The organism is Oceanobacter antarcticus, from assembly GCF_044962685.1.
Lineage (GTDB): Bacteria > Pseudomonadota > Gammaproteobacteria > Pseudomonadales > Oceanobacteraceae > Oceanobacter > Oceanobacter antarcticus.
In genome coordinates this window covers 145,103-171,468 of record NZ_JBBKTX010000008.1, presented here as the reverse complement: position 1 = coordinate 171,468, position 26,366 = coordinate 145,103, and the positions used below count along the sequence as shown (strand labels likewise).

Here is a 26,366-nt window from a genome sequence, read left to right as displayed (position 1 = left end):
AACTGTTATCGCCTGGAGCAATATTTAAAAACAGTTGAACTATTTTGGTGCGGATGAGACCAATTCATATTTTAGTCATTACTTGTGACTAAAGTGGCAGAAATATTGCTGAAACACGGACAAAGTAGCCGCACCTGCCTGTTGTCGTACAGGTAGAACACGAGCATAAAGAGTAGAGCTTAGCTGGAGTCACTTTCAATGAAGAAACCAGATTTACTGGTCTTTATAGGATTGGTTGTTATTTTGGGTGCCGCGATTACCGGCATGACAATCAACGAAAATCAGCGTCCGTCTGCCGTTCTGGCATCGGAACATACTATTCGCTAGAGTGCTGACACATTCGCAGCGCGGTATCGGTAGCAATAGCAGATAACGGAATATCCCAGACTTCTGCAGGAAGCGCAGAAACGCATTGAAACTCATGGGCGCAACCAATGAGTCGCGGCTTGTTGCCTGCGTGTCGGGTAAAGGCTAGTGATCGGTCGTAAAAGCCGCCCCCCATACCCATGCGATTGCCATGCGGGTCAAAAGCGACCAAGGGCAAGCAAATCACCGACAGAAATTTTGCCTGTTGGTGCGTGTTGTAGCGGAAATCCGGTTCGGCAATGCCAAAGCGGTTGGTGCTCATGCGGGTGGTGGCCTGGTAGCGAACAAATGCCAGTTCCCCCTGGCGCAGTGGGTGCAGGGTGGGCAAGTAGACGGCTTTACCCATCCGGGTCAGTTGTTTGATGATCTGCTCAGGGTTTATTTCTCCATCATTTACCAGGTACAGCGCTATTCGCTTGGCGGCAAGGAGCGCACCTGGCTGTAACAGCGTGCGTTTCAGACCGTAGGCCGCTTGGTGTTGTTGCTTTGCTGTCAAGGCACGCCGTTGCTGGCGCATGGCTTTGCGAAGCTGATGCTTGTTCATAAAATTCGAAGCAAACCGGAAAGGAACCCCGCCGCACCGCTGTCGGAAAAAGCCCTTGAACCCAATGGTTCAAGGTGGTGGGTCATTCGCTGAATAAGGCTTTCCGGTAGTCGGACATGCGCACAACAGCGACTGAAACCCTCCGGGGTTGTGGTCATCGGCTCGAGGTCTTTGTCGACTGGCCAATGCAGCAGGGAGTTTGTGAAGTATATCAGAGATCAGTGGCTCTGCGAAAAGTCTGCGACAGGACGCTCAGAGTTCGCGCTGGATCGAGAGATTCAGCGCGCTGTCGAGACGGGTGTTCAGGTCTTCGAAAATACTGGCTTGCTGATCCAGCTCACTTTGCATTTCGAGCAGCTGATGGGCAATGTTCAGCGCCGCGATAACCGCAATCCGATCAGTGCCAGGCACCTTGCCCGAGGCTGATGTGGCATTTTTTATCTCGACCATCTTTTGATCCAGCAGCCGTGCGGCATCACGCAGCTGCTGCTCGGCACCCGCTGGGCAGTTGATTCGATATTCACGTTCCAGAATGGTGAGATTCAGGATCCTGGGGTCATTGGCCACAGTTGCGCTCCAGCACTTGCAATTTTTGTATCATTTCATGAACCTTGCGGCGTGCCGCTTCATTCTGCTGTACCAGTCTGGCCCGTTCAGACTGCCAGTTCACCTCTTCTGCGCGCATGCGCTGGTTTTCTTCACGCAGTTCCTGATGGATAGCGAGCAGTTTCAGGATACGCTGCTGCAGGCTGGGCAAGTCGTTTGCTGGCATAACATCCTTCTGGTTCAGAGCCAAACTGGGGCTACTACTATAAGAGCCGTCCAAGTGGCTGGTCAATCAGGCTGTCAATTCGTTGTAAAGCGGGAAACCCGAACGATGGCAATGTTAGAATGGGCAGATTGATTATATAGAGGTTGTTATGAAAATTGACTTTGCCAGCACAGCGGATATCTGGCTGGAAGCCCGTTGTTACCAGTCCCCATCGGCCTTGCACGGCTGGTTGAGTGGTTATCTGGCCAGTGGTTCCCGTCTTACCCACAAACAATGGCTGACAGAAGCGACGGATTATCTGGAATTGGAAGTTGCCCCGGAACCGCCACTGTCGGACATGCTGCCAGAATTTTATGACTGGGTGCTTGCAGTGATCAGTGCTGAAGAAATGGCCTACAGTCCATTATTACCGAGTGATGAAGATGCTGACGTCGCCGAACAGGTGGAATGTCTGGCAGAGTGGAGCAAGGGCTTTCTGGATGGCTTTGGTGCTTCAGAACGTTCGGCCGGGCAGTTGTCGGAAGACGTCGTTGAGGTCTTGCGTGATCTGGATGCCTTTTCCCAGGCCCAGGTTGACGATCTTGACGATGCGGGCAACGAAGGCATGTATCTTGACCTGTCTGAGCACGCTCGCGTGGCTGCTCTCACGGTGTTTTACAATATGAACCGTTCTGCAGGTTCGTCATCGACAACCCTGCACTGATCTGGAGATGGTATGAAACTGGAAGCATCCGAATACGCTCGTCGGCGCCAGCAGTTGATGGCGCAAATGAGTGATAACAGCATCGCTATTATTCCATCGGCTCCTGTCCATGTGCGTAACCGGGATGTGGAATACCTGTTTCGTCAGGATAGCGATTTTTATTACCTCAGCGGCTTTGACGAAGAGCATTCGGTGCTGGTGTTGATTCCGGGCCGTGAACATGGCGAATACGTGCTCTTCTGCCAGGAAAAAATCAAACAACAGGAAATCTGGACCGGACGACGGGTAGGGCCAGAAGCGGCGCCCGACGTGCTGGGTGCGGATGATGCGTTCCCGATCACCGACATCGACGACATCCTGCCGGGGCTGATCGAAGGAACCGATAAAATTTACGCCAATCTGGGTGTCAGCCCGGATTTTGACCGTCAGCTGATGGGCTGGGTCAACCATATCAAAGCCCAGGTACGTAACGGCTCACACCCACCACGGGAATTTAGCGGGTTGGATCATCTCCTGCACGAAATGCGACTGATCAAGTCGGAGGCCGAAATCGTCCTGATGCAGCGTGCAGCAGATATCAGTGCCGCCGCTCATTGTCGAGCCATGCAAATGGTGCAGCCGGGCATGTTCGAGTATCAGCTGGATGCCGAGTTGATGCGCACCTTTATGGCGGCGGGCAGCCGCTGGCCAGCCTATCCCTCCATTGTGGGGAGCGGTGAAAACGGCTGTATTCTGCACTACACCCGCAACGATGCACCGATTCAGGACGGCGACCTGATTTTGATCGACGCCGGTTGTGAGCTGGACTATTACGCCTCGGATATTACCCGTACCTTTCCGGCGAACGGCCGCTTTAGCGCTGAGCAAAAGGCGTTATATAACCTGGTTCTGGACGCCCAGTATGCGGCGCTTGACTGGATCAAGGCCGGAAATCATTGGAATGATCCGCACGATGCGGCCGTGACGGTGCTGGTCGAAGGACTGCTGGCACTCGGCCTGTTGTCTGGCGACGTGGATGAGCTCCTCGAATCCGGTGAATACCGCCGCTTTTATATGCACAAGACCGGCCACTGGCTGGGAATGGATGTGCACGATGTCGGCGAATACCGGATTGATGGAGCGCCAAGGCTGTTGGAAAACGGCATGGTCATGACGGTGGAACCTGGTCTTTATGTGGCCCCGGATGACGAGACCGTCGAGGCGCGCTGGCGCGGTATCGGTATCCGTATTGAAGACGATGTGGTGGTACGCCCGGATGGCTGTGATGTACTGACTGCCGGAGTGCCCAAAACAGTCGAGGAAATTGAAGCCCTGATGCAGGGTGGAATGCAGGGTCAATTGACTGACTGAGGGCAATGCCCGATGTATTTTCCTGACGCTGGTGGGTGGCGGATCGTGGAGGGCTATTGACCCTGGTGCGGGCTGCCCGTCAGAGTACTGCCTGCCGAATAGCGAGCCATATTCATGACCAACTCTGTCTCATCTTCCACCGCCTTTGATCTGGTGATTCTCGGAGCCGGAATGACCGGCGCCAGTCTGGTGCACCTGCTACAGCCTGCTTTGCAAACTGGCATGCGTATCGCCCTGATCGATCGCCAGCAGATCCATTGGACTGAGGATGTACTGGAACGCCCCCCCAGTTTTGATGGCCGTGCCACGGCGCTGGCCTGGGGTTCGCGTCAGTTGCTGCGGCGAATGGGTTGCTGGGAGGCGCTGATCGATCGAGCCTGTGCGATTCAACATATTCAGGTATCTGATCGCGGCCGTTTCGGGCAAACCCATTTGCACGCCAGTGAGCAGGGCACCGAAGCGCTGGGCTATATCGTTGAAAACGCCGTACTGGGACGAGCCCTGCTACAAGGGCTGGGCGCTTACCCGAATGTAACCTTGTTGTCAGACACCGACGTCCAGCGGGTTGATATGATCTCTGGTGGCAGTCAGCTGACGCTGGCTGGTGGCGAGAGCATTACGACGGCTTTGCTGGTGCTGGCCGATGGTGGTCGTTCTGGTCTGGCGCAGCAGTTGGGTATCCGGCAGCAGCGTGAAGAGTATGACAGTGTCGCATTGGTGACTCAGGTCGAGATGGATCGTGAGCATTTGCACTGGGCTTACGAACGTTTCAGTGATCATGGCCCGGTGGCGTTTTTACCTTTGCAGCAGCGCCACTTTGCCGTGGTCTGGACGCTGCCTCCCGACGATTGTGAACGCATTCTGGCCTTGCCCGATCCGCTGTTTGCTGAGCAGTTGCAGCAACAGATTGGCTACCGCTGTGGTCGTATAAAACGTATTGGCGAGCGCTTCAGTTACCCGCTGGCACTGGTGTGCAGTTGCGAACAGGTACGGCGTGGATTGGTGTTGCTGGGTAATGCCGCTCACAGTCTGCACCCGGTAGCAGGGCAGGGCTTTAATCTGGCGCTGAGAGATACCGCTGCCCTGGCCGCACGACTGCTGGAAAGCTGGGCAATGAAGCGACCGTTAGGGGATCTGGCCGTATTACTGGATTACGCCCAGCAGCAGCAGCGTGATCAGGGCAATACGATTATTGCCAGTGATCTCTTGCCGCGCTTGTTTGCCCACCCCGGCAAGTTGACGGCGCTGGGACGTGGTGCGGGGCTGATGGCCTTGGCCAGCCTGACCACACCGCGCCGCCTGCTGGCACTGCATGCCATGGGGCTTGGCCAGCCAGCACCCCGTTTTGCGTCTGCGCCAATTTCGGCTCAATCCTTTTCCCGGTTGGAGTCTGCCGATGCGCTATGACATTGTAATTATTGGTGCCGGACTGGTGGGTCAGTCGCTGGCGGCGGCGCTGGCGAGTGGTAACCCGGCGCTGACGGTCGCACTGGTCGATCCCGCTTTGGCGACACCGCCTGACTTGCCACCAGAATTACTGCCAGCGTTGCCGGATTTGGCCGCCAACGGGCTGGACAGCTTTGATCTCCGGGTCAGTGCCCTGACGGCGCGCAGTCAGCACTTGCTGACGGCAATCGGCGCCTGGCAATGGATACGGCCAGCACGACGTCAGCCTTACACCCACATGACGGTGTGGGATGCGGAAGGCACCGGAGAGGTCAATTTTGATGCCGCCGATCTACATGTGCCCTGCCTCGGTCATATTATTGAAAATCGCGAAACCCTGGCCGGATTGCGGCAGCGACTGGCTGCCTGTCCGGCGGTGACATTGATAACGCAGCCAGTGCGTTACCTCGATAGCCGCCGGGCCGATGGCCTGACGCCGGTGGTGCTGGAGCGAGGCAGCGGGCAGGACAGCGGCGGGCAGGGAGACACCTTGCTGGCCAGCCTGGTGGTGGGTGCCGATGGTGCCCACTCCCGTGTGCGGCAATGGGTTGGGCTACCGACCAGTGAATGGGATTACCAGCATCAGGCGCTGGTGGCGACTGTATCCACTGAGCGGCCAATGGCGGCGACGGCCTGGCAACGTTTTCGACCGCAGGGACCATTGGCATTATTACCCATGCCTACCAATCCCCGGCTGGCCTCGATTGTCTGGTCGACCAGCGACACCGAAGCCAATACTTTGATGGCGCTGGACAATGCGGATTTTTGTACCGCATTGTCAGCGGCATTTGAACAGCGTCTGGGTGCGATCACCGCCTGTTCACCACGCGCCGCGATTCCTTTACGCCAGCGCCATGCCCGACGTTACTGGCAGGATGGTGTGGTATTGGCAGGGGATGCCGCTCACACCATTCATCCGCTGGCCGGTCAGGGGGTTAATCTCGGTTTCAAGGACGTGGAGGTGTTGGCTGAAGAAATTCTGGCGGCGGTGGCGCGAGGTATCTCTCCAGGGCACGATCAGGTTCTGGCCCGTTATCAACGCCGGCGGCAGCTTGATAATCTGGCGACCATGGCTGCCATGGAAGGCTTCAAGCGCCTGTTTGCCGCCGATACTCCACTGATCCGGTTGCTGAGAAATAGCGGTATGACGCAATTTGACCGGCTGTTACCGGTCAAGCAGCACGCGATGATGCAGGCGATGGGGCTGTGATGGGGTTGTAGTGAAAGCGGGTTTGGTGGTCGCTTGTATCACTGGCGGTGCAGCAATGCATGAAGAGTGCAGGAATGGTTCGCTGCCAGTGCCCCGAACCGATATAATGCCCGGTTCTTTTTGCTCCGCCCTATTGAGGTCTCCATGTCTGAAGCTGTTTCCTGTCTGCGATTGAATCCACAGGCCGAGCGCCGTCTTAAGTCCGGCCATTTATGGGTTTACAGCAACGAGGTGGACATCAAAAAAACACCGCTGCAGGGGCTGCAAGCAGGTAGCCAGGTGGTGATTGAAATGGCCAATGGCAAAGCGCTGGGCAGTGCGGTGATCAGCCCGGATCAGCTGATTTGTGCACGACTGATCAGTCGCGACAGTAAGCAGTTTCTGGACAGCTCTCTGATTGTGCATCGCCTCAAGGTGGCATTGAGCAGTCGTGAGCTCTGGTATCCGGAGGGCTGTTATCGCTGGGTCTATGGCGACAGCGACGGCCTGCCGGGTCTGGTGGTTGACCGCTTTGGCGGCGTCGTGGTGGTACAGATCTCCAGTGTATTGATGGAAACCTTGCGTCAGGAAATTGTCGACGCGATTATAAAGGTCATCAAACCGGACGCCGTGGTGTTGAAAAATGACGGCAAGTTGCGTGCGGTTGAGGGCTTGCCGGAATACGTTGAAGTGGTCTACGGCGAGCTGGAAGATAATTGCGCACCTCTGGTCGAAAATGGCACCCGTTTTATGGCCCCTGTGATTGACGGTCAGAAAACCGGCTGGTTCTACGATCATCGCGAGAATCGTGCGGTGCTGAATCGTCTGGTTACTGGCAAACGGGTGCTGGATGTCTTCAGCTATATCGGTGGCTGGGGAGTGCAGGCCGCACGGCATGGTGCTGCTGAAGTGCATTGCGTGGATTCGTCTGCCAAGGCGCTTGACTGGGTCGCCCAGAATGCAGAATTAAACGGCGTTGCTGATCGTATGACCTGCTGGGAGGGTGACGCTTTCGAAGCCCTGCGTCAGCTCAAGGACAGCGGCGAGCGTTTTGATGTGGTGGTGGTTGATCCTCCGGCACTGATTCCCCGTCGTAAAGACATTAAAGCCGGTGAACAGGCGTATCACCGCTTGAATCAACTGGCCATGCGGTTGCTGAATCGGGATGGCTTGCTGGTCGCTGGCTCCTGTTCCATGCATCTGGGAGAAACCCGTTTGCCAGGGATCATCCGCACCTTGGGGCGGGAACTGGATCGAGACGTGTTGATTCAGCATGTCGGCAGCCAGGGGGCTGACCACCCAGTGATTCCGGCGATCCCGGAAACCCGTTACCTCAAAGCCGTGTTTGCCCGCGTGTTACCAACGCGTTAACTTCGACAACCACCACGTAGGGCCCGGCTCCGTCCGTGGCCGTTGCCGTCCGTTGCCGTTGCGCGTATCCCTGTCGTTGCACCATTTTATGGGGCGTTTCGGAAGGGTTTAGTGCGTATCGGGCAATGTCAGGCGTAACACGCTGGCGGTTTGTTGCAGCAAGGTATCCAGCTGCTGGACGCTGGCCGTCAGTGTGATGGCTGCGGTGGCCGATGGCGTGTGTTGCTGCTCCGCCGTGGTATTGCTCTCTGGTGCTGGCGCTTGGTTCAACGCCTGTGCCAGCGTGGTTTGCCATTGCCTCAGCAAATCCGGTTGCGTGGTACTTAATAACGGCACCAGCGCACCGGGGTGGGATTCACTGCCCAGTAGCCAGAGTTGCATGCCTTGCAGTAAGGCGAGGCTGTCCTGCTGGCTGGTGGCGCTGAATTCACTGCTGTTTCCCGGCAGGCGTTTTTCCAGCAATTCGGTTCTGATCAATCGCGCACTGGCGCTCATGCCAGCCTGTAATGCGGCTGCCGGTGTGCTGCTGGCAACCAGTCGAGCGTAATAGCCAGTCTCTCGCTCCCAGCGACGTTGCAAGCGGCGCAGGTGGTCAAGCAGTTGTGCGGTGACCCGTTGCAGATATTGGCGACGGCGATCCTGGTTGATGACGCCAGGCGGGGTGTCTTTGTTGAGGTGGTTATCAGCGGTGTTGTCGGCATGAGTAGCGGTATTCTTGTTGCTGCTACTGCCCGCTACTGCTGTTATGGTTTCAGTCTGCAGGTAGTCGCTGGCACTGCGCTGTCCGTCACTGCCCCAAAGCAAAAATTCAATAACATGAAACCCCAGGCTGACCGATGCCGGATCGGCGAAACCATGCTGCTGTTGTAGTGTGTCGCTGCTCAGTGGCAGAGTCAGATCGTTAACGATACCGGTAAAGGGATAGCCTGGCAGATAGTCGATGTAGCCACCTTCAATCGGCCAGCTGTCAATCAGGCTCAGCGTCTGGTGATAGCTGAGTCCCTGACGTTGCCATTCAACGGGGTCGGTGACCGGCAGGAAGCCATACAGGCGAGCACGCAAAAAAGCGCTATAGCTGTCGCGCCAGGCATCGCGGCTGGCTGCCAGTGTGAACGGGTTGGGATGGTCGAGCAGGGTGGTAATGGCATTTTGCAGGGCCTCTGCGCTGGCACAAGCCTGGATATGGCTGTCAAGGGCCGAGTGGATCAGGTGGTCGTTGATCTTTTCAGGATGCGTCGCCGGATCGCCGGTGAAATCGACCGCAGCCGGTAATGGTTGGGCTGGTGCCGGTGCTTGATCACAACCGGCAATACAGAGCAGCAGTAGGCTATACAGCCAGATAACGACGTGTTTCATTCGGTGTCTCTTGGTCGTACAGGGGAGCGTCGTGCTGTCAATTATCACGTAATGAAATCACCGGCCAACCGTGCTGGTTGGCTTCTGCTGCCAGGATGGCGTCCGGGTCAACAGCGACAGGCCGGTCAACCAGCCGCAATAATGGCAGGTCGTTGTGGGAGTCGCTGTAGAACCATGCGCCTTCCATGGTTTGTTGGCGTTCATTCAGCCAGGCGTTGAGTCGCGTCACCTTGCCATTCTGAAAGCTGGGAATGCCCACGATAGCGCCGGTGTACTGGCCGTTGATGACTTCCGGGTGCGGCGCAATGATATTGTCGATGCCCAGTCGCTCGGCAATTGGGTAGGTGATAAAGCCGTTGGTTGCGGTAATAATCAGTAACTGGTCTTCCTGATTCCGATGGTTCTGGATCAAATCACGGCTTTTCTGGCTGATCAGTGGTTCAATACGCTCTTCGAGAAAACGCTGGCGCTCGGCCAGCATCTGCTCAAGAGGGTGATCCAGCAACGGCTGCAAGGCGAAGCGCAGGTAGTCGTGAATATTCAGGGTGCCGGCCTGGTACTGCGCATAGAACTGGTCGTTGCGATATTTGTGCTCCGCTGGGTCAACCAGGCCGCGATCAGCCAGATATTGGCCCCATGCGTGGTCGCTGTCGTCGGATAACAGGGTGTGGTCGAGGTCGAAAATTGCCAGAGCCAAGCGATCCTCCCGGATGAATTGCAGAAAGAGCCGCATTCTATTATGAATGGACGGCACAGGTCACATTTTTACAGGTTATTGAAAGTCTAGCGGCGTGGCGATGACGGCATGAAAAATGACCCAGGAATGCCAGGATACAACGCATCATCGTGCTTTCTTGGTCATTTGGGCATTGACCTGCGGTTTGAAAGCGCTTGTGGATCATTCGCTTCAAACAATCGGTCATTGGGTTGGCGGCTCTGATCCCCCCGTCTTGTTCTGCCGCTTGCCAACTTCTCATGGTTCAGGTGAGGATAAAGAATGACAATCAATACCAGCGAGTCGGTGCATGCCGCTTGACCTTTGCGTTGAAATGGGCAAGTTTTGCAACTCTGTAATAATTCTCGGATGGCATTGTGATTGATGATCAGGGTTACCGCCCGAATGTCGGTATCATTCTGTGTAATGACCTGGGCCAGGTGCTCTGGGCCAGACGCATAGGGCAGGATGCCTGGCAATTTCCACAAGGCGGTATCAAACAGGGTGAATCCCCGGAACATGCGCTTTATCGGGAGTTGACCGAAGAAGTGGGACTGACGGCCGAGGATGTCCAGATTCTGGGTTGTACCCGTGGCTGGCTGCGTTATCGCTTGCCAAAACGCATGATCCGTCAGGGCCGCCAGCCGGTGTGTGTCGGACAAAAGCAAAAGTGGTATCTGTTAAAGTTGACCACGGAAGAAACACGAATCGACGTGGCCGCATCACCCAAACCGGAATTTGATGGTTGGGACTGGGTTAGTTACTGGTTTCCGCTGGGGGAGGTAGTCGCTTTCAAGCGCGATGTCTATCGTCGCGCAATGACTGAGCTGGCGCCGAAAATCGCTCGCTTGCAACGTAAAAGCACCAGTTGAGGTCCTATGCTCGACATACTTCGCCGAATCGTCCAGGAGGTCAGCAGTGCCAGCGATCTTAATGATGCCTTAAGAGTGGTGGTGGTGCGTATCCGTGAGGCCATGGAAACCGAGGTATGCTCTGTTTACCTGTTTGATGCGGACAGCAAGCGCTATGTGCTGATGGCCACTGAAGGCCTGAAGCAGGAAGCCGTTGGCCGGGTCAGTCTCTCTTCATCCCAGGGGTTGGTCGGATTGGTCGGCGCACGCGCCGAGCCTATTAATATTGATAATGCCCCTTCACATCCCAAGTTTCATTTTTTGTCCGAGACAGGAGAAGATCCGTTCCTGTCGTTTCTTGGTGTGCCGATTATTCACAACAAGCGCCTGATGGGTGTGCTGGTGGTACAGCAGCGTGACAGCCGCCAGTTTGATGAAGGGGAAGAGGCCTTTTTGGGCACCATGTCGGCGCAGCTGGCAGGGGTGATTGCCCATGCCGAAGCCACGGGTAATATTCTTGAATTGACGCCTGCCAACACCGAGCGCAAGAGCACCCGCTTCAATGGTGCGCCAGGGGCTGCTGGTGTCGGGTTGGGAACGGGTTATGTGATTACGCCGGCCGCCGATCTGATCAGTGTGGTCGACAAGATGGCCGAGAGTATTGAGCTTGAACTGGAAAATTTTGATCGGGCATTGATTGCCGCGCGTGGTGAAATCCGCCAGCTCGGTGCCCAGCTTAGCAACGATTTGCGCCCGGAAGAGATGGCGCTGTTTGATGTGTATATCAATATGCTTGACGACAACGCCCTGGGTGCGGAAGTCACCGGTCGTATTCGTGAAGGTCATTGGGCTCCCGGTGCCTTGCGACAGGTGGTGATGCAGTATGTTGGCCACTTCCAGTTAATGGAAGATGTCTACCTGCGCGAGCGGGCGACGGATATTCTTGATCTGGGCACCCGGATTTTGGCTCATCTTCAGGGCGTTTCCGAAGATGAGCCGGAAGAAGATGAATTTCCGGATGACTGCATTCTGGTCAGTGAAGAGTTGACCCCGGCGATGTTGGGAGAGGTGCCTACCAGCAAGCTGCGCGGGCTGGTGTCGGTGAAGGGTTCCTCCAATTCGCACGTGGCGATTTTGGCTCGGGCGATGGGTATTCCAACCGTGATGGGGGTGGTGGATTTACCCTATGCCCAATTACATGGCAAGGATCTGATTGTGGATGGTTATCGGGGGGTGTTGATTTCCAACCCCAATGAAGAGATCCGCGAGCAGTATCAGGAAATTTACGAAGAAGAGCTGGCGCTGCAGGAAGATCTGGAAGTACTGCGGGACGAACCGGCGATTACTCTGGATGGTCATCGTATTCCGCTGTGGGTCAACACCGGTTTGCTGACCGATGCCTTGCGCAGCCTGGATCGCGGTGCCGAAGGTGTGGGTTTATACCGTACCGAAGTCCCTTTCATGATGCAGGATCGTTTTCCCAGTGAAAGTGAACAGCAGAAAATCTATCGTCAACAACTGGAAATGTTTGCACCGGCACCGGTGACTATGAGGACACTGGATATCGGCGGCGATAAGTCGCTGACCTATTTCCCGATCAACGAAGCTAACCCCTTTCTGGGCTGGCGGGGTATCCGGGTGACACTGGATCATCCGGAAATTTTTCTGGTACAGGTGCGGGCGATGCTGAAAGCCAGTGAGGGTCTGAATAATCTGCGCATCATGTTGCCGATGATCAGCAGTGTGCATGAAGTCGATGAGGCATTGCACTTGATCTATCGTGCCCACGCCGAAGTCATCGAAGAAGGTTGCGATGTCGATATGCCGCAAGTGGGGGTGATGATCGAAGTGCCCTCGGCGGTATTCCAGATTCGTGATCTGGGCTTGCGAGTCGACTTCTTGTCGGTCGGCAGTAATGATCTGACCCAGTATCTGCTGGCGGTGGATCGTAATAACCCGCGGGTTGCCGATCTCTATCAGGCGTTTCATCCAGCGGTGCTGTCGGCCCTCAAAATCATTGCAGAAGCTGCCCATGAAGTGGGTAAGCCGGTCAGTGTCTGCGGGGAGCTGGCGGGTAATCCGCTTGGCAGTGTGCTGTTGATGGCGATGGGTTATGACATGTTATCGATGAACGCGACCAATTTACCGAAGGTGAAATCGGTAATCCGGGGCATCAATCTGGAGTGGGCGCAACGCCTGCTTGATCAGGTGATGCAGATCGAGAGCGCCCATGTGATTGCGGCGATGGTGCAGCTGGCGCTGGAAAAGGAAGGTTTCGGTCGTATCATCGGCCCGGCATCAGGCCGATGCTGATGCCGGTGTCCTGTTGATCCTGCCATTCAATCGCTCTCTAGCGGGTGTTTGAGTTGTTTTGCCAGATGGCTGTTCGTCCGTTAGTCAGGCACCAGGAAACGGCGCGACTGGCCGCTTTCTCCATTCTCAAGCCAGAGTTGCTCTTCGATTGCCAATCGCTGCCTGCGGCCAATCAGGCTGCTGCTGCTACGGGTACCGTAGCGGGCCGAGGTAATAAACTGGGCCGATAATAGTCGTTCCAGTTCAGCCGTTACGCCGGTATCGGGCAGGCAGTGGTCTGGCCATGGCGTACGCCGGTTCAGTAGCCGGGTTAATTGATGCTGATCCCCCTGCCATGTTTGTAACTGCGTCCGTGCCAGTTGGGCTTTGGGCCAGTCGCTGTCGAGCCGGGCATTGCTGAGTACATGTTGTCCCGGAGTGACGGCATGAGCCGTGGGTTGCGGCGTATTGGTGATGTACCACAGTTGTTCGGGGGTACCACACAGCAGGTTGAAACGGCCATATTGCGATGCTTCTGACAGCAGCGAACGGGCAAAGGCGGCTGGTGTTTGGGTGCTGCTGAGGTAGCGGGTTACCAGCTCACCACGGGAGCGAGCATTAGCGGGTGGATCGGGCAGGCGAATATTGGTGACGGCGGCGAAGCGCAGATCCAGGGTGATGCCAAGCCAGGTGCCACCTTGTTGTAAATCCTGCCCGGCGAGCAGTGTTGGCTGGCCTGGCCAGCGATGCAGGGGGGCGGTCGGGCGGGCATGAAACTCGTCACGATTGGCGGCCAGGGCCAGCCATTGTTCGGCACCGGGTTGCCAGTCAAATACGATCAGGCACATGGGGTGTCCTTAATAGACAGGGTCTTCAAGGTTACCGCTATCGTTAGCGCTTGGCGACCGTTGCCCGGTTGGCGTCGTTGTTCGCCATTGACGTTGCGCTGGGTCATAATGCGCGCCTTGAATTTTCTGCCCGGGAGGTGGTCTGTGGTCACGCTGTTGATGTATCTCGCCGTCGGTGCCTTTGCCGGGACACTGGCCGGGCTGTTTGGCATTGGCGGTGGCATGATCATTGTTCCGGCGGTGCTGTTTGCGCTGGCAGCCGAAGGCGTCGGCGTTGATGTGATGACCCATATGGCGGTCGCTACCTCGCTGGCGACGATTGTCTTTACTTCCGTCAGCTCAATCCGTGCCCATCTCCAGAAAGGCGCCATCGACTGGCATATGGTGTCGTTGATGACACTGGGTATCGTTGTTGGCACCAGCCTGGGTGTGGTGTTGATTGCTGAGGTACCGGGGCCGCTGCTGTTGAAAATTATCGGTGTCTTTGCAGGATTGCTGGGGGTGCAGATGTTTTTTGGCTTGCAGCCGCGACCCGGTGATTCACCTCCTGGGCGCAAGGAGCTGGCGGTGGCCGGCGCAGTTATTGGCTTTGGTTCCTCTTGGTTCGGGATTGGCGGTGGGACGTTTGCAGTGCCCTATCTGAGCTGGCGCAAGATGGATATGCGGCGGGCGGTGGCGACGTCAGCGGCCTGTGGTTTCCCTATCGCGCTGACGGGGGCGCTGGCTAATATCTGGTCGGGCTGGGGCAACCCGGAGTTGCCTGCCTGGAGTTCTGGGTTTGTCTATTGGCCCGCTGTCGCCGGTATGGTGCTGACCAGCGTGCCGTTTGCCCGACTGGGTGCTCATCTGGCTCACCGGCTGGATCAGGGCAAGCTGAAAAAAGCGTTTGCGGTGTTGTTGATTTGTGTGTCGATCAAGTTTTTGAGCCTGTCATTTTGATGTCGAACTGGCTCGCTAGACTCTTGTCGCAGTATCCATTGTCCTCGCTTCTGGCCGGGGTAACTTTTTTGCAAGGACGTCACCATGTTGACCTATCCCGAGATTGATCCTGTTGCATTGGCCATCGGGCCGTTAAAAATTCACTGGTATGGCCTGATGTATCTGCTGGCCTTTGGTGCCGCCTACTGGCTGGCAACCTGGCGGGCGCGTCGGCCTCACTCCGGCTGGAACGATCAGCAGGTGTCGGATCTGGTCTTTTTTGGGGCCATGGGAGTGATTCTGGGTGGCCGTTTTGGCTATGTTTTGTTCTATAACTTTCCACAATTTCTGGAAGACCCGTTATGGCTGTTCCGGGTTTGGGAAGGGGGGATGTCGTTTCATGGTGGCCTGCTGGGCGTACTGGCGGCTCTGGGCTGGTTCAGTTTCAAGTACAAAAAGAATTATTTTGACGTAGGCGATTTTGTTGCACCACTGGTGCCGATTGGCTTGATGTTCGGCCGTATTGGTAACTTTATTGGGGGTGAACTCTGGGGCCGTGTGGCAGACCCTGCGTTGGTACCCTGGGCGATGGTTTTCCCTCGTGCGGACGACTTGCCGCGGCACCCGTCGCAGTTGTATCAGGCCGGTCTGGAAGGTTTGCTGCTGTTTGTGGTAGTGCTGTGGTACTCCAATCGTCCGCGTCCCAGAATGGCAGTGGGCGCCGTTTTTCTGTTCGGATACGGTATTCTGCGCAGTGTCGCCGAATTTTTCCGCGAGCCGGATGCCCATATCGGGTTTGATCTGTTTGGCTGGATGAGCCGTGGGCAGTTGTTGAGTCTGCCGATGATTCTGGCCGGATTGATTTTGCTGCTGGTGGCTTATCGGCGTAACCGTTTTGCACCCGTCAGTTGAGCATTTTTTGATAAAAAGGGTAATGTATGAAGCAGTATCTGCAACTGATGCACCATGTACGTGAGCACGGTGTGTTCAAGCAAGATCGCACCGGCACGGGCACCTACAGCTGTTTTGGTTATCAGATGCGGTTTGATCTCAGTGAGGGGTTTCCGCTGGTGACCACCAAGAAACTGCATCTGCGCTCGATTATTCATGAGCTGTTGTGGTTCCTCAGTGGCGAGACCAACATCCGTTACCTGAAAGAAAACGGGGTGTCGATCTGGGATGAGTGGGCCGATGAGGATGGCAACCTAGGGCCAGTGTACGGCTCTCAATGGCGCTCGTGGCCGACCGCGAAGGGTGAGCATATAGATCAGATCAGCCAGCTGATTGAGCAGATCAGGAATAACCCTGATTCTCGCCGTCTGATCGTCAGTGCCTGGAACGTTGGTGAAATCAGCAATATGGCCTTGCCTCCCTGTCATGCGTTTTTCCAGTTTTACGTCGCCGATGGCAAGTTGTCTTGCCAGTTGTATCAGCGCAGTGCTGATATTTTTCTCGGTGTGCCCTTTAATATCGCCAGCTATGCCTTGCTGGTGCATATGGTGGCGCAGCAATGTGATTTACAGGTTGGTGATTTTGTCTGGACTGGTGGTGACGTGCACCTGTACGCCAATCACCTGCAACAGACGGATGAACAGTTGTCTCGCACTCCGCTGCCGCTGCCGAAGCTGGTGATTCAGCGCAAACCTGAGTCACTGTTTGACTATCGTTTTGACGACTTTGTTATTGATGGTTATCAGCATCATCCGCATATTAAGGCACCGGTTGCAATCTGAGCAGAGCCGCTGCTCTGGGGGATGATCGGCATCAACCCCTGCTTGTTCCCGTGATATCCATGCCCCTGATCAGGGGCTGTCCATTCCGATAAAAGTATCAGAAACCGGCACCTTGCTGATCCGTGTCTATACTCAGAATTCATGATTGATCTGAAGTTGAGCGTTATGGATTCAAGCGCGCCATCTTATCGCTGTACCAGATTGCTGGTGTGTGCACTGGATGCGGGGACAGAGTCTCCCCGGTTGGTCACCCGTGTGCCACAGGAATGGCTGTCCTCGCTGGAGCAACTCATCGAGCGCTGGCTTGGTGCTGGTGATGTTATTTGTCTTGTCGGCCGTCAGGCTGACGATACCTTGCTGGATACCGTCCGGCACGTGCGCCTGCAATTACCAGCAGCGGCACTGGTGATTACCCTGGATGCGATCGACAGCGAGGCGGTAGCACGGTTGATTCCTTGTGGTGTACAGGAGGTTTTTGCTGCACAGCAGCTGGAACAGGCGCAGACGGATCAGTTATGCGAAGGCGCAGTCGTCCGGATGGAATACGAACAATCGCTGCGTCGTCTCAGCCATTTTGATCCGTTAACCGGCTTGGCTGGCCGGGGGTTGTTTCAGGATAGACTGGAGCAAAGCCTGATTCAGGCGCATCGCAACGGCACCAATGTGGGGTTGTTGTTTATCGACCTCGACCGTTTTCGGGTGGTGAACGATGTCTACGGCCATCAGCTGGGCGACCGGTTACTGATCGCGAGTTCACAACGGCTACAGGAAAAACTGCGCCGTTCGGATACGGTCGCCCGGCTGGGCGGTAACAGTTTTGCCGTGATTCTGGATGCCGTGCGGGGTGTCGAGGTGGTTACTGCTATTGCGCAAAAACTCATTCATGCGCTGAAAGCGCCTTTCCGCATCGATGGCCATGAAATTTTTGTAACGGGCAGTATTGGGGCGGATTTGTCTTGTGAGGCGAACTACGATTCCGGCCAGATGGTGCGCCGTACCGAGTTGGCATTACACCAGGCCAAGCGGGATGGCCGTAATGGCTGTCAGGTTTTTACGCCACAAACCGCTCCTATGGACAAGATTCGATTGGGGCTGGAAAGTGCCTTGCACCATGCTCTGGAACGGGATGAGCTGCGTCTGGTTTACCAGCCGCAAGTCTCGGTGGTTGGCCAGCATTTTGTTGGTGCCGAAGTGCTGTTACGTTGGAAGCATCCGGTATTGGGATGGGTATCTCCGACGGTATTTATTCCGGTGCTGGAAGATACCGGACTGATTGAACCGTTTGGTGAATGGGTACTGCGACGTGCCTGCCAGCAGTACAAGCGCTGGCTGGATGACGGCGTGGTCGGTTTGAACAGTAAAATTTCAGTCAACCTTTCCCCGCGCCAGTTTCGTCAGCGCGACCTGGGAGAACGTATTCAGGCGGCGATTCAGGATACCGGGCTGCCACCGACCAGTCTGGCCCTGGAAATTACCGAAAGTACCTTGATGTACAACCTCGAACAAGGCGCGGTTTTGCTCCGTCAGTTACGACATCTGGGCGTCAGTATTGCTATTGATGACTTCGGTACGGGTTATTCGTCACTGGCCTATCTGAAAGACCTGCCGATTGATTATCTCAAGATCGACCGCAGTTTCGTCAAGGATATTGTCACGGACCGCAATGATGCCGCGATCGCCAACTCGATTATCGGCCTGGCGCACAACCTCGGGCTGAAAGTGGTGGCGGAGGGGGTTGAAGAACAGGATATCCTCAACGTACTGGCGGATTTGGGTTGCGATCAGTACCAGGGCTATTTTTTTGCCCGTCCGGTCGTCGCCGATGAACTGCCGCTGTTGATTGCCGGCTGCGACTGAACCCGCCATGAACCCGGCAATGTGCTGTCCTGTTTGGTGCTGGCTCTGCTGCCGGGTGGGCGCTATCATCGGGTGCTTCATCGTCTGGCTGCTAGCGGCCATGGCACTTCCCCGGTTCGAAGCGGTTTTTTTGCTATGAAGTTGTCCCTGATCGTTGCCCTGTCGCGCAATCACACTATCGGTCTCAATAACCAGTTGCCTTGGCACCTGCCTGGTGATCTGAAGTATTTCCGTGACAGCACCATGGGCAAGCCTGTCGTCATGGGGCGCAAAACCCATGAAAGTATTGGTCGGGCGTTGCCCGGTCGCGCCAATATTGTGATCAGCCGCCAGCCAGGCTATCAGGCCGACGGCGTGGCCGTGGTCAGCAGTCTGGAGTGTGCCATCGAACTGGCGGCCCGACTGGCACTACAAACCGGTGCCGAGGAAGCCATGATTATGGGGGGGGCTGAGATTTACCGGCAGGTATTGCCGCTGGTTGAGCGCTTGTATCTGACGGAAGTGGATGCCGATATTGAGGGTGATGCCTTTTTCCCCGAGTTCGATCGCGCCGAGTGGCAGGAGCTGAGCAGTGAGGTGCATTCACCGAGTGACGCTAATCCGTATCCCTACCGTTTTGTGGTGTACGAACGCAGATCTTGAGTCCAGCCCTTAATCCTCTCATCATAGCGGCCCATTGTACTGAGCAGGGTTCGGGCTGTGTCCAATTTACCATTAAAGGTGTTTGCTGGCGTCGAGGCGCTACAGCATATTCGTGACCATGGTTTGCAAGCGGACGATATCCAGGTGGTGCTTGGAGCATCCGGTGGCCCGAAATGGCTGGCACTGGCAGCGATGGATCGCTACCTGCTCAGTGAATGGTTCAAGCACCGCACCGAGCCGCTGCATTTGCTCGGGACTTCGGCCGGTGCCTGGCGGCTCAGCTGTTTTGCCCAGCAGGATCCGCTGGCAGCGCATCGGCGATTTCTGGAAGCCTATGTTAGCCAGCGCTACTCGGCCAAACCCACGCCTCTGGAAGTGGCTGCTGAATGTCGCCGTATGCTTGACCTGGCGTTGGGTGAGCAAGGCATAGCCGAAATTCTGGAACATCCCTTTATGCGCTATCATACTCTGGTCACCCGCTGTCGGGGTTTGACCGCCAGTGATACCCGATGGCTGCAAACAGCCGGCTGGCTCGGGGCTATCGGGGCGAATCTGTTGTCGCGCAAGGGCATGCGACCCTGGATTGACAGGGTGTTGTTTCATCATCCTGAGAAACCGCCGATCGACTATTTCCCTCATTTACCCGCCCGTCATGTGACATTGACTGCGGCTAACCTGCGTCCGGCGATCTTGGCGACCGGTGCGATTCCGCTGGTGGTTGCCGGGGTACGCAATATTGTCGGTGCGCCAGCAGGTACTTACCGGGATGGTGGTATTACCGATTATCAGTTTGACCTGCCGGTGTTACCGAAAACCGGTTTTGTGCTTTATCCCCATTATTTTGCCCAGGCACCCAAGGGTGGCTGGTTTGACAAGCGCTTGCACTGGCGAACGGCGTCTCGTGAACATTACCGCCGCACCATCATTGTGGCACCGTCATGGGAGTTTGCGGCTACCTTGCCGGGAGGGCGGATCCCGGATCTGGATGATTTTTACGACTTTGATTACCCTCAGCGCTGCTTGCGCTGGGAGCAGGCACTGGCTGCTTGCGAAGCGTTGGCGGATACCCTGGATCGGATTCACAGCCAGCAGCGCTGGGCCGAAATAGCCGAACCCTTGCCCTGGTAAAGACAGAACGAGCACAATTGACTCTTGAATCAAGGGGGCATCTATTTAATCCGGTGCCGCTCTGGGCTTTCGGATGGTGTCGAATCACGAAGCCGGTTTGCAGGCCTGACGGGTCACGTCAAAAGCCGGTAATACTCGCGCAGAGTCGTGCAGGATTAAATAGATGTCCCCTCAACACGACCGCGACAGGAATCGTATGGCACGAGTGAGCGAAGTATTCCGGGTTTTTCTGCTGCTGGGGCTAACCGCCTTTGGCGGCCCGGTTGCCCATCTGGGTTATTTTCGTACTGAGTTGGTGGATAAACGCCGCTGGTTGAGCGACGCCGCATATGCTGACCTGGTGGCTTTGTGTCAGTTTTTGCCTGGCCCGGCCAGTTCCCAGGTGGGGTTCGGTTTGGGATTGATGCGCGCCGGCTGGCCGGGAGCGTTGGCTGCCTGGTTGGCGTTTACGCTGCCATCGGCGCTGGCGCTGGTGTTACTGGCAACACTGGCCAGTACCGCAGCGGGTAGTCTGGCGGCACTGTTACACGGTCTCAAGGTGGTGGCGGTGGCGATTATTGCCCATGCGGTACTGGGGATGGCGCGTAATTTGTGCCCTGATCGGGCGCGGGCGTCGATGGCGCTGCTGGCGGCGGCGCTGGTGCTGTTACTGGGAGGCTTGAGCGGACAATTACTGGCGATAATGGCGGGTGCCTTGGCCGGTGCGGTCTGGTGTCGTCATCTGGCTATTCCAGCAGCGGTGGCACCCTTGTTCGGGGTTTCCCGAGGGGCTGCGGTAGTGGCTCTGGGGGTGTTTGTCGTGCTGTTGGCCGGGTTGCCCTGGATGGCAACGCTGACCGCGCAACCCGGCTGGCAGATACTGGACAGTTTTTATCGCGCTGGTGCATTGGTATTTGGCGGTGGGCATGTAGTGTTACCGCTACTGGAAGCCGAAACCGTTCAGGCCGGTCACATCGGAGCGGATGCCTTTTTGGCCGGATATGGTGCCACTCAGGCAGTGCCGGGGCCGTTGTTTACTTTTGCTGGTTTTCTCGGTGCTGAATGGGCGGAGGGGCTGGGCGCATCCGGGACAATGATCTGGGGACTGGCCGGGTTGGCGTTAGTCGCCGTGTTTTTGCCAGGATTGCTGTTATTGATCGCGGTGTTGCCATTCTGGCAATGGGCTGGTCAATGGGCGGGCTTGCGGGCGGTGATGGCGGGTGCGAATGCTGCTGTGGTGGGTATTCTGGGAGCGGCACTGTATCAACCCGTCTTTACCAGCGCCATTCAATCATCCGCTGAGCTGGTGCTGGCGCTACTGTGTTTTGTCTTGTTGACGGCCTGGAAGGCACCCTCCTGGTTGGTGGTGCTGGTGGGGGCGGGTGGTGGTGTGTTGCTTGGCCCATAAGCACCCGCTCAATTGCTAATCCTTGTCGGACATCAGATTGCCCAACAGCAGGTGGCTGCATTGCCGTTCCTTGTTGTAGGATCTGTCGCGAAAGAAGGGCCGCCCGGCGCGCCACACGTTGAAGCCCAGTTCCGCCGACCAGCGTTTGGCCTGGGCTTGTGCCTGTTTGGCAGCGGGGATTGTTGAGGCGGCTAGCGGCGGTTTTTGTGCCCACAGAATCCAGTTGCCATCTTTTGTTGTGGCATGCCGTGTTATGGGGAAGCGTTGCTTTAACTTCCACAGCCAGATGGCCTGATCGCGGTGTTCACGCCACAGGTTCAGTACCAGCCAGCCACCAGGAGCCAGATGCTGGTGGCAGTGATCCAGAAAGTTTTCCTGCAGTTGTTGCTGATCCAGTCCGTCGGCCAGAAACAGATCGCTAAGTAACCAGTCGACGGCGTTGGCAGGCGCTTGCGCCAGCCAAACGCCTGCATCGGCAATATTGACGTTGAGGTGGTCATTGCGAGGCAGGGCAAAATACTGTCGTGCCACCTGTAATACCGCAGCGCGCAGTTCCACTACGTTGATTTGGGCGTCGGGGAGCAGACGGTGGATGGCACTGGTCAGTAGCCCACCACCCAGCCCCAGCAGGCTGATCTGCTGCGGGGGCTCGGCAAACAGCAGCAGTGAAGCCAGCATGGCGCGGCTGTATTCATGCTGCAGCTGTATTGGCTGATGTTTGAGCAAGCAACTTTGTTCATCGGCGGTGCCGAAACTGAGGTAGCGTTTGTTGCCGTCATCAAACACCTGTATGACGCCGTAATCGTCGTAGCGCCGGTGTATTTCATTGGCAGCAATAAACCACTCACTCATTCTGTGATGCCTGTGCTCAGAGTGTTTTCAGGAATACCTTGGAGTTACGCTGGAAGTTATAGAGTTTCTGGCGCTCTTCGGGTAGATCAGATACTTGACCAGGCACAAAGCCTTGCTCAATAAACCAGTGTGCGGTTCGGGTCGTTAGTACAAACAGTTGTTGATACTGACGTCTGCGGGCTTCCTGTTCGATCTGTTCCAGCAATAGCTGGCCGCGATGGCCGCCACGATAGTCGGGATGCACGGCGACACAGCCAAGCTCGGCACGATCATCAGAATAAGGATACAAGGCGGCACAGGCGGTGATCATGCCGTCACGTTCGATAACGTAAAAACGGCTCAACTCGGTTTCCAGCAACTCCCGTGAACGGCGTACCAGGATACCGGCATCTTCCAGCGGTTTCAGCAGGGAGAGAATGCCACCAACGTCATCAATTCTGGCGGGTCGCAGCTGGTCGTAAGGATCCTGGCTGATCATGGTGCCTTTGCCCTCACGGGTAAACAGCTCCTGCAACAGCGCGCCGTCGTGGTGAAAGCTGATCAGATGGGCGCGGGGCACGCCCTGGCTGACAGCTCTCAGTGCCGCTTCGGCATGGTTGCGGGCTTCGCCGCTGAATTGTGGCAAACGTTCTTCCAGACTGCGACAGGTCAGCTGTTGCAGGGTGCTCCCGTTACGGTTCAGCAGGCCGTCATCCTGGCCCATCAGAATCAGCTTGTCGGCGCGCAGGCTGGTAGCGGTGTGGCGGGCGACATCTTCAACGGCGAGGTTGAAGACTTCCCCTGACGGTGAGTAACCCAGGCAGGACAGCAGCACAATGTTACCGGCTGCCAGCAGATCCGTAATGGCGCTGTGGTCTATCCGGCGAACTTCGCCAGTGTGCTGGAAGTCGATGCCGTCAATCACTCCCATGGGTCGGGCGGTGACAAAGTTGCCGCTGACAACCCGCATGCGGGCACCGTGCATGGGGGAGTTGGGCAGCCCGACCGACAAGCGCGATTCAATATCGGCCTTGACGTAGCCAACGGCAGCCTTGACGGCAGTCAGGGCCTGACGGTCGGTGATACGGAAGTCCTTGTGGAAGGTGCTCTGTGCCCCCAGGCGCTCAAGGGCCATGTCGATTTGTGGTCGGGCACCGTGTACCAGTACCAGGCGTACGCCAAGACTGGTAAGCAGGGCGATATCCTGCACGACGTTGGTGAAGTTGGCATCGGCGATGGCATCACCTTCGCACATCAGCACAAAGGTTTTGCCCCGGTGTGCGTTGATGTAGGGGGAAGACTGGCGAAACCATTGCACGTAAGCGGTGGTGTCAGGGGTCACTGGCGTCAATGCTGTGTCTCAGGCAAATAGGGTTTATAAACTGATTTAACCACGCTCACTGGCTGCGGACTACTTCTGCCGCTGAAATGGCAGTCCAGCGGCAGCGGTGCGAGCTACTGTGAGTGTGATGTCTGGCGACTCTAGCGCTTCTCTTCGAGACAAAATTGCTGTATCAGCGAGCGAATCAGCTCGACCCCCGGCGCTATCTGGCTGAGCGCCAGAAATTCATCAACCTGATGAGCCTGATCAATGCTGCCTGGCCCCATGACGATGGTTTCAAATCCGAGGGCCTGTAGAAAGGGCGCTTCGGTGGCAAAAGCGACGGCTTCACTGCGATGGCCGGTCAACCGCTCTGCCGCTTGCACCAGCGGGCTGCTGGCAAGGGTTTCAAACGGTTCGATACCCGGGAAGTGGGTTTCCAGTTCAAAAATAACGTTATTCCGGGCAGCTATCGGACTCAGCCGCTGGCGAATTTCGTGGCGCAAATCGTCATTACTCATACCGGGCAAGGCGCGCAGATCGAAGGCCAGTTCGCAACTGCCGCAAATCCGGTTGGGGTTGTCGCCACCGTGGATACAGCCAAAGTTGAGGGTGGGAACCGATACCGTAAAATGGGCATTGCTGTACTGTGCAGCCAGTTCCTGGCGCAGGTTTTTCAACTCGCCGATGACATCGTGCATGGCGTCAATACTGTTGATGCCCAGTGCCGGGTTGGACGAGTGTCCAGCACGTCCGGTCAACCGTACGCTTTCCATGATAATCCCCTTGTGCATGCGGATAGGGCGTAGGCTGGTGGGTTCACCGACCACCGCATAACGGCCCTTCAGTCGGCCCTGGCGGGAGAGGTCGCGGGCGCCGCACATCGAGCTTTCCTCGTCGGCAGTGGCCAGAATCATCAAGGGTTGTTTGAAGTCGCTGCTATGAAACGCCTGTACGGCTTCCAGTACCAGAGAGAAAAAGCCCTTCATATCGCAGGTGCCCAGGCCATACAGACGACCGTCCCGCTCGGTAAGGGTGAAGGGGTCTGAGATCCAGCGCTCCGGGTTGCAGGGCACGGTGTCGGTATGTCCACTCAGCACCAGGCCACCATCCCCCGTTCCTCGTGTCGCCAACAGATTGGCTTTGCCCGGATTATCTGCCACCGGTAGAATTTCAGTGGCAAATCCCAGTGTTTCAAACCAGTCGGCCAGGCTCTGAATCACCGCCAGATTACTCTGGTCGTATTGGGGCAGCACCGAGCTGATACTGTTGTGACCAACCAGTGTGGCCAGGCTTTCGACAAATGTGGGTACTTTCTTGACAGAATTGGACATGAAGCAATGACCTTGTGCTTGCGCAACCTGACGAGCGTCATGACAATAGCGGCATGACCTATGAAATCGAGCTCAAATTACGTTTTGCTCCAGACAAGACGGCGGCATTGCAGCAGGCGCTGGATGTTCGGGCAACCCGTGGCGGACATTCTACGCTGAACAATACCTACTTTGACACTGAGGATGGTGCTTTGTCGCGCCAGGCCTGCGCCTTGCGGATTCGCCAGAAGGGCGAGACCGCCTTCGAGCAAACCTTGAAGACCCTGGGGAGCAGTCAGGGCGGCTTGGCGGTGCGCCATGAATGGAACTGGCCACTCGATCAAGGGCAGCTGGATGCCTCCTTGCTGGCCTCCGACGAGGTATTGGGGCACTGGCCTGATGGCATCTCTGCCGACTCCCTGATGCCCCTGTTTAACACTCACTTTGAACGTCAGCGCTGGATTTGGCAGCTGGGTCAGAGTGAGGTGGAAATTGTGCTTGATCAGGGCCTGGTACAGGTGCAAGGCGCCGAGATACCGCTGTGTGAGCTGGAGCTGGAACTGTTGCAGGGTGACCCGGCAGTGATCTGGTGGATGGCGGAAGCGCTCTGTACTGAAGTGCCCTTGTGGATCAGCGATATCAGCAAGGCTGAACGGGGCTACCGGCTGCTCGGGCTGGGCCGCGACTGGCAACAGCAGGGTGATGTTTTTGAGGTCGGTGTCGACTTCGCCAATTTGCCAGATCAACTGAACAATTGCTTCGAATGGATCAAGCGGGCGTTAGAGACCCTGCTGTGGGAAGCACCGCCACCCACCACTCAACTGGCCGTCGGCTTTGCCGCCCATCTGCTGGCATTTTTCACATTGGCCCGGCTGGAGCCGTCGTACCGGCAATGCCTGCCGACAGTGACCTTGGTTAATCCGTCGCTGGCACTGACGAGTGCCTGTCTGGTACGGACGGAGTTTGCCCAGCAGTCGCCGGTTGTACAATGTGCAGCCACACATATAGCCGAGTGGCGTGATCAGCCGATGCTGGCTCAGACCTTGTTGAAATTGGGTCACTGGTTGTGGCAGTTGCAGACGAGTACCAGCACCCCGTTGCCGCAACAGGGTAAAATGACATCCAATCGGTTGCTGGCACCGTGTCAGGGTGATCCAGAACATCGCGAGGCATGGCTGGAGCAGCCGCAACGGCTGGTCGAATGGATGTTACTGGACGACGGCCAGGCATTGGCTTCCCGCTGGCACCATGATGTTCGCACCAGCGCTGCCGAACTACTGGGTTTGCAGCTTGAACTAACGGCTATTCGACATTACACCCCGACGTTGAATCGAGAAGACTGGCGACAACGTTGCCAGCAGCGGGATGCCCGTCGGTTACAGCTGTCCAGCTTGTTGATCCAGCTGTCAGAACGCCCCCCAGTTTAATCCACT

General features: G+C 56.5%; 25 protein-coding genes and 1 other RNA gene. 16 read left to right on the top strand and 10 right to left on the bottom strand.

Annotated elements, in window-relative coordinates; translation table 11 throughout:
- The first annotated feature begins 198 nt into the window (after positions 1 to 198).
- Entirely contained in the window at positions 199 to 327 is a 129-nt protein-coding gene (locus WG929_RS08525) for a hypothetical protein (RefSeq protein ID WP_369856145.1), read from the top strand.
- Here the strand turns inward: WG929_RS08525 and WG929_RS08520 are convergent.
- The 4 genes from WG929_RS08520 to WG929_RS08505 form a co-directional block, all read right to left on the bottom strand.
- A complete protein-coding gene (locus WG929_RS08520) occupies positions 317 to 910 on the bottom strand; it encodes a 5-formyltetrahydrofolate cyclo-ligase (protein WP_416205716.1) in 594 nt (197 codons plus the stop codon). The two genes, WG929_RS08525 and WG929_RS08520, sit on opposite strands and share 11 nt — an antisense overlap.
- Positions 911 to 931: 21 nt before the next feature.
- Positions 932 to 1,110, bottom strand: a non-coding RNA gene (ssrS, locus tag WG929_RS08515) — 6S RNA.
- A gap of 52 nt (positions 1,111 to 1,162) precedes the next feature.
- Positions 1,163 to 1,477, bottom strand: coding sequence for a cell division protein ZapA (locus WG929_RS08510; RefSeq protein ID WP_369856143.1), 315 nt, complete (start codon positions 1,475 to 1,477; stop codon positions 1,163 to 1,165).
- Positions 1,467 to 1,682, bottom strand: coding sequence for a DUF904 domain-containing protein (locus WG929_RS08505; RefSeq protein ID WP_369856142.1), 216 nt, complete (start codon positions 1,680 to 1,682; stop codon positions 1,467 to 1,469). The genes WG929_RS08510 and WG929_RS08505 overlap by 11 nt, the downstream gene beginning before the upstream one ends.
- Before the next feature lie 148 nt (positions 1,683 to 1,830).
- Between WG929_RS08505 and WG929_RS08500 the strand changes: the two genes are divergently transcribed.
- The 5 genes from WG929_RS08500 (at position 1,831) to WG929_RS08480 (ending at position 7,741) form a co-directional block, all read left to right on the top strand.
- Positions 1,831 to 2,385: a UPF0149 family protein gene (locus WG929_RS08500; protein WP_416205715.1), complete on the top strand. Its 555-nt coding sequence runs from the start codon at positions 1,831 to 1,833 to the stop codon at positions 2,383 to 2,385.
- A 12-nt stretch (positions 2,386 to 2,397) separates the two neighbouring features.
- Positions 2,398 to 3,735, top strand: coding sequence for a Xaa-Pro aminopeptidase (pepP, locus tag WG929_RS08495; protein WP_416205714.1), 1,338 nt, complete (start codon positions 2,398 to 2,400; stop codon positions 3,733 to 3,735).
- Positions 3,736 to 3,849: 114 nt separating this feature from the next.
- Positions 3,850 to 5,142: a 2-octaprenyl-6-methoxyphenyl hydroxylase gene (gene ubiH, locus WG929_RS08490; protein ID WP_416205713.1), complete on the top strand. Its 1,293-nt coding sequence runs from the start codon at positions 3,850 to 3,852 to the stop codon at positions 5,140 to 5,142.
- A complete protein-coding gene (locus tag WG929_RS08485) occupies positions 5,132 to 6,391 on the top strand; it encodes a UbiH/UbiF/VisC/COQ6 family ubiquinone biosynthesis hydroxylase (protein WP_416205712.1) in 1,260 nt (419 codons plus the stop codon). Before ubiH ends, WG929_RS08485 begins: the two co-directional genes overlap by 11 nt.
- A gap of 144 nt (positions 6,392 to 6,535) precedes the next feature.
- Positions 6,536 to 7,741 (top strand): class I SAM-dependent rRNA methyltransferase, encoded by a 1,206-nt coding sequence (locus WG929_RS08480; RefSeq protein WP_416205711.1) that lies wholly within the window; start codon positions 6,536 to 6,538, stop codon positions 7,739 to 7,741.
- 108 nt (positions 7,742 to 7,849) lie between these two features.
- Here WG929_RS08480 and WG929_RS08475 read toward each other — a convergent pair whose 3' ends face one another.
- Positions 7,850 to 9,097 carry an imelysin family protein gene (locus WG929_RS08475; RefSeq protein WP_416205710.1) on the bottom strand — a complete coding sequence of 416 codons (1,248 nt, stop codon included), beginning with the start codon at positions 9,095 to 9,097 and terminating at the stop codon, positions 7,850 to 7,852.
- A gap of 37 nt (positions 9,098 to 9,134) precedes the next feature.
- Positions 9,135 to 9,794: a histidinol-phosphatase gene (locus tag WG929_RS08470; protein WP_416205709.1), complete on the bottom strand. Its 660-nt coding sequence runs from the start codon at positions 9,792 to 9,794 to the stop codon at positions 9,135 to 9,137.
- A gap of 395 nt (positions 9,795 to 10,189) precedes the next feature.
- Between WG929_RS08470 and rppH the strand changes: the two genes are divergently transcribed.
- Together rppH and ptsP are read left to right on the top strand one after the other, a co-directional pair.
- Entirely contained in the window at positions 10,190 to 10,684 is a 495-nt protein-coding gene (rppH, locus tag WG929_RS08465; RefSeq protein ID WP_416205708.1) for an RNA pyrophosphohydrolase, read from the top strand.
- Between the two features lie 6 nt (positions 10,685 to 10,690).
- Positions 10,691 to 12,976, top strand: coding sequence for a phosphoenolpyruvate--protein phosphotransferase (gene ptsP / locus WG929_RS08460; RefSeq protein WP_369856133.1), 2,286 nt, complete (start codon positions 10,691 to 10,693; stop codon positions 12,974 to 12,976).
- An 80-nt stretch (positions 12,977 to 13,056) separates the two neighbouring features.
- Here the strand turns inward: ptsP and WG929_RS08455 are convergent, their stop codons facing one another.
- Complete coding sequence (locus WG929_RS08455) at positions 13,057 to 13,803, bottom strand: NRDE family protein (protein ID WP_416205707.1); 747 nt, start codon at positions 13,801 to 13,803, stop codon at positions 13,057 to 13,059.
- 144 nt (positions 13,804 to 13,947) lie between these two features.
- On the opposite strand from WG929_RS08455, the gene WG929_RS08450 reads away from it, so the two are divergent.
- From WG929_RS08450 to chrA, 7 genes are all read left to right on the top strand, one after another.
- Positions 13,948 to 14,742, top strand: coding sequence for a sulfite exporter TauE/SafE family protein (locus tag WG929_RS08450; RefSeq protein ID WP_416205706.1), 795 nt, complete (start codon positions 13,948 to 13,950; stop codon positions 14,740 to 14,742).
- Positions 14,743 to 14,826: 84 nt separating this feature from the next.
- The gene (gene lgt / locus WG929_RS08445) at positions 14,827 to 15,633 is read left to right on the top strand and encodes a prolipoprotein diacylglyceryl transferase (RefSeq protein ID WP_416205705.1); all 807 of its coding nucleotides are present in this window, start codon (positions 14,827 to 14,829) and stop codon (positions 15,631 to 15,633) included.
- 26 nt (positions 15,634 to 15,659) lie between these two features.
- Complete coding sequence (thyA, locus tag WG929_RS08440; protein WP_416205704.1) at positions 15,660 to 16,454, top strand: thymidylate synthase; 795 nt, start codon at positions 15,660 to 15,662, stop codon at positions 16,452 to 16,454.
- Between the two features lie 141 nt (positions 16,455 to 16,595).
- A complete protein-coding gene (locus WG929_RS08435) occupies positions 16,596 to 18,311 on the top strand; it encodes a putative bifunctional diguanylate cyclase/phosphodiesterase (RefSeq protein WP_416205703.1) in 1,716 nt (571 codons plus the stop codon).
- Positions 18,312 to 18,446: 135 nt separating this feature from the next.
- Entirely contained in the window at positions 18,447 to 18,953 is a 507-nt protein-coding gene (folA, locus tag WG929_RS08430) for a type 3 dihydrofolate reductase (protein ID WP_416205702.1), read from the top strand.
- A 57-nt stretch (positions 18,954 to 19,010) separates the two neighbouring features.
- A complete protein-coding gene (locus WG929_RS08425) occupies positions 19,011 to 20,081 on the top strand; it encodes a patatin-like phospholipase family protein (RefSeq protein WP_416205701.1) in 1,071 nt (356 codons plus the stop codon).
- Positions 20,082 to 20,244: 163 nt separating this feature from the next.
- The gene (chrA, locus tag WG929_RS08420; RefSeq protein WP_416205700.1) at positions 20,245 to 21,468 is read left to right on the top strand and encodes a chromate efflux transporter; all 1,224 of its coding nucleotides are present in this window, start codon (positions 20,245 to 20,247) and stop codon (positions 21,466 to 21,468) included.
- A 15-nt stretch (positions 21,469 to 21,483) separates the two neighbouring features.
- On the opposite strand, the gene WG929_RS08415 is transcribed toward chrA, so the two are convergent.
- The 3 genes from WG929_RS08415 to argE all read right to left on the bottom strand — a co-directional run bounded on the left by WG929_RS08415 (position 21,484) and on the right by argE (position 24,954).
- Positions 21,484 to 22,320, bottom strand: a complete 837-nt coding sequence (locus WG929_RS08415) for a spermidine synthase (RefSeq protein ID WP_416205699.1) — start codon at positions 22,318 to 22,320, stop codon at positions 21,484 to 21,486.
- Between the two features lie 16 nt (positions 22,321 to 22,336).
- Entirely contained in the window at positions 22,337 to 23,641 is a 1,305-nt protein-coding gene (gene argA / locus WG929_RS08410; protein WP_416205698.1) for an amino-acid N-acetyltransferase, read from the bottom strand.
- 140 nt (positions 23,642 to 23,781) lie between these two features.
- On the bottom strand, positions 23,782 to 24,954 hold the full coding sequence (argE, locus tag WG929_RS08405) for an acetylornithine deacetylase (RefSeq protein WP_416205697.1): 1,173 nt from the start codon (positions 24,952 to 24,954) through the stop codon (positions 23,782 to 23,784).
- Positions 24,955 to 24,968: 14 nt separating this feature from the next.
- On the opposite strand from argE, the gene WG929_RS08400 reads away from it, so the two are divergent.
- A complete protein-coding gene (locus tag WG929_RS08400) occupies positions 24,969 to 26,360 on the top strand; it encodes a CYTH domain-containing protein (protein ID WP_416205696.1) in 1,392 nt (463 codons plus the stop codon).
- Positions 26,361 to 26,366: the final 6 nt, after the last annotated feature.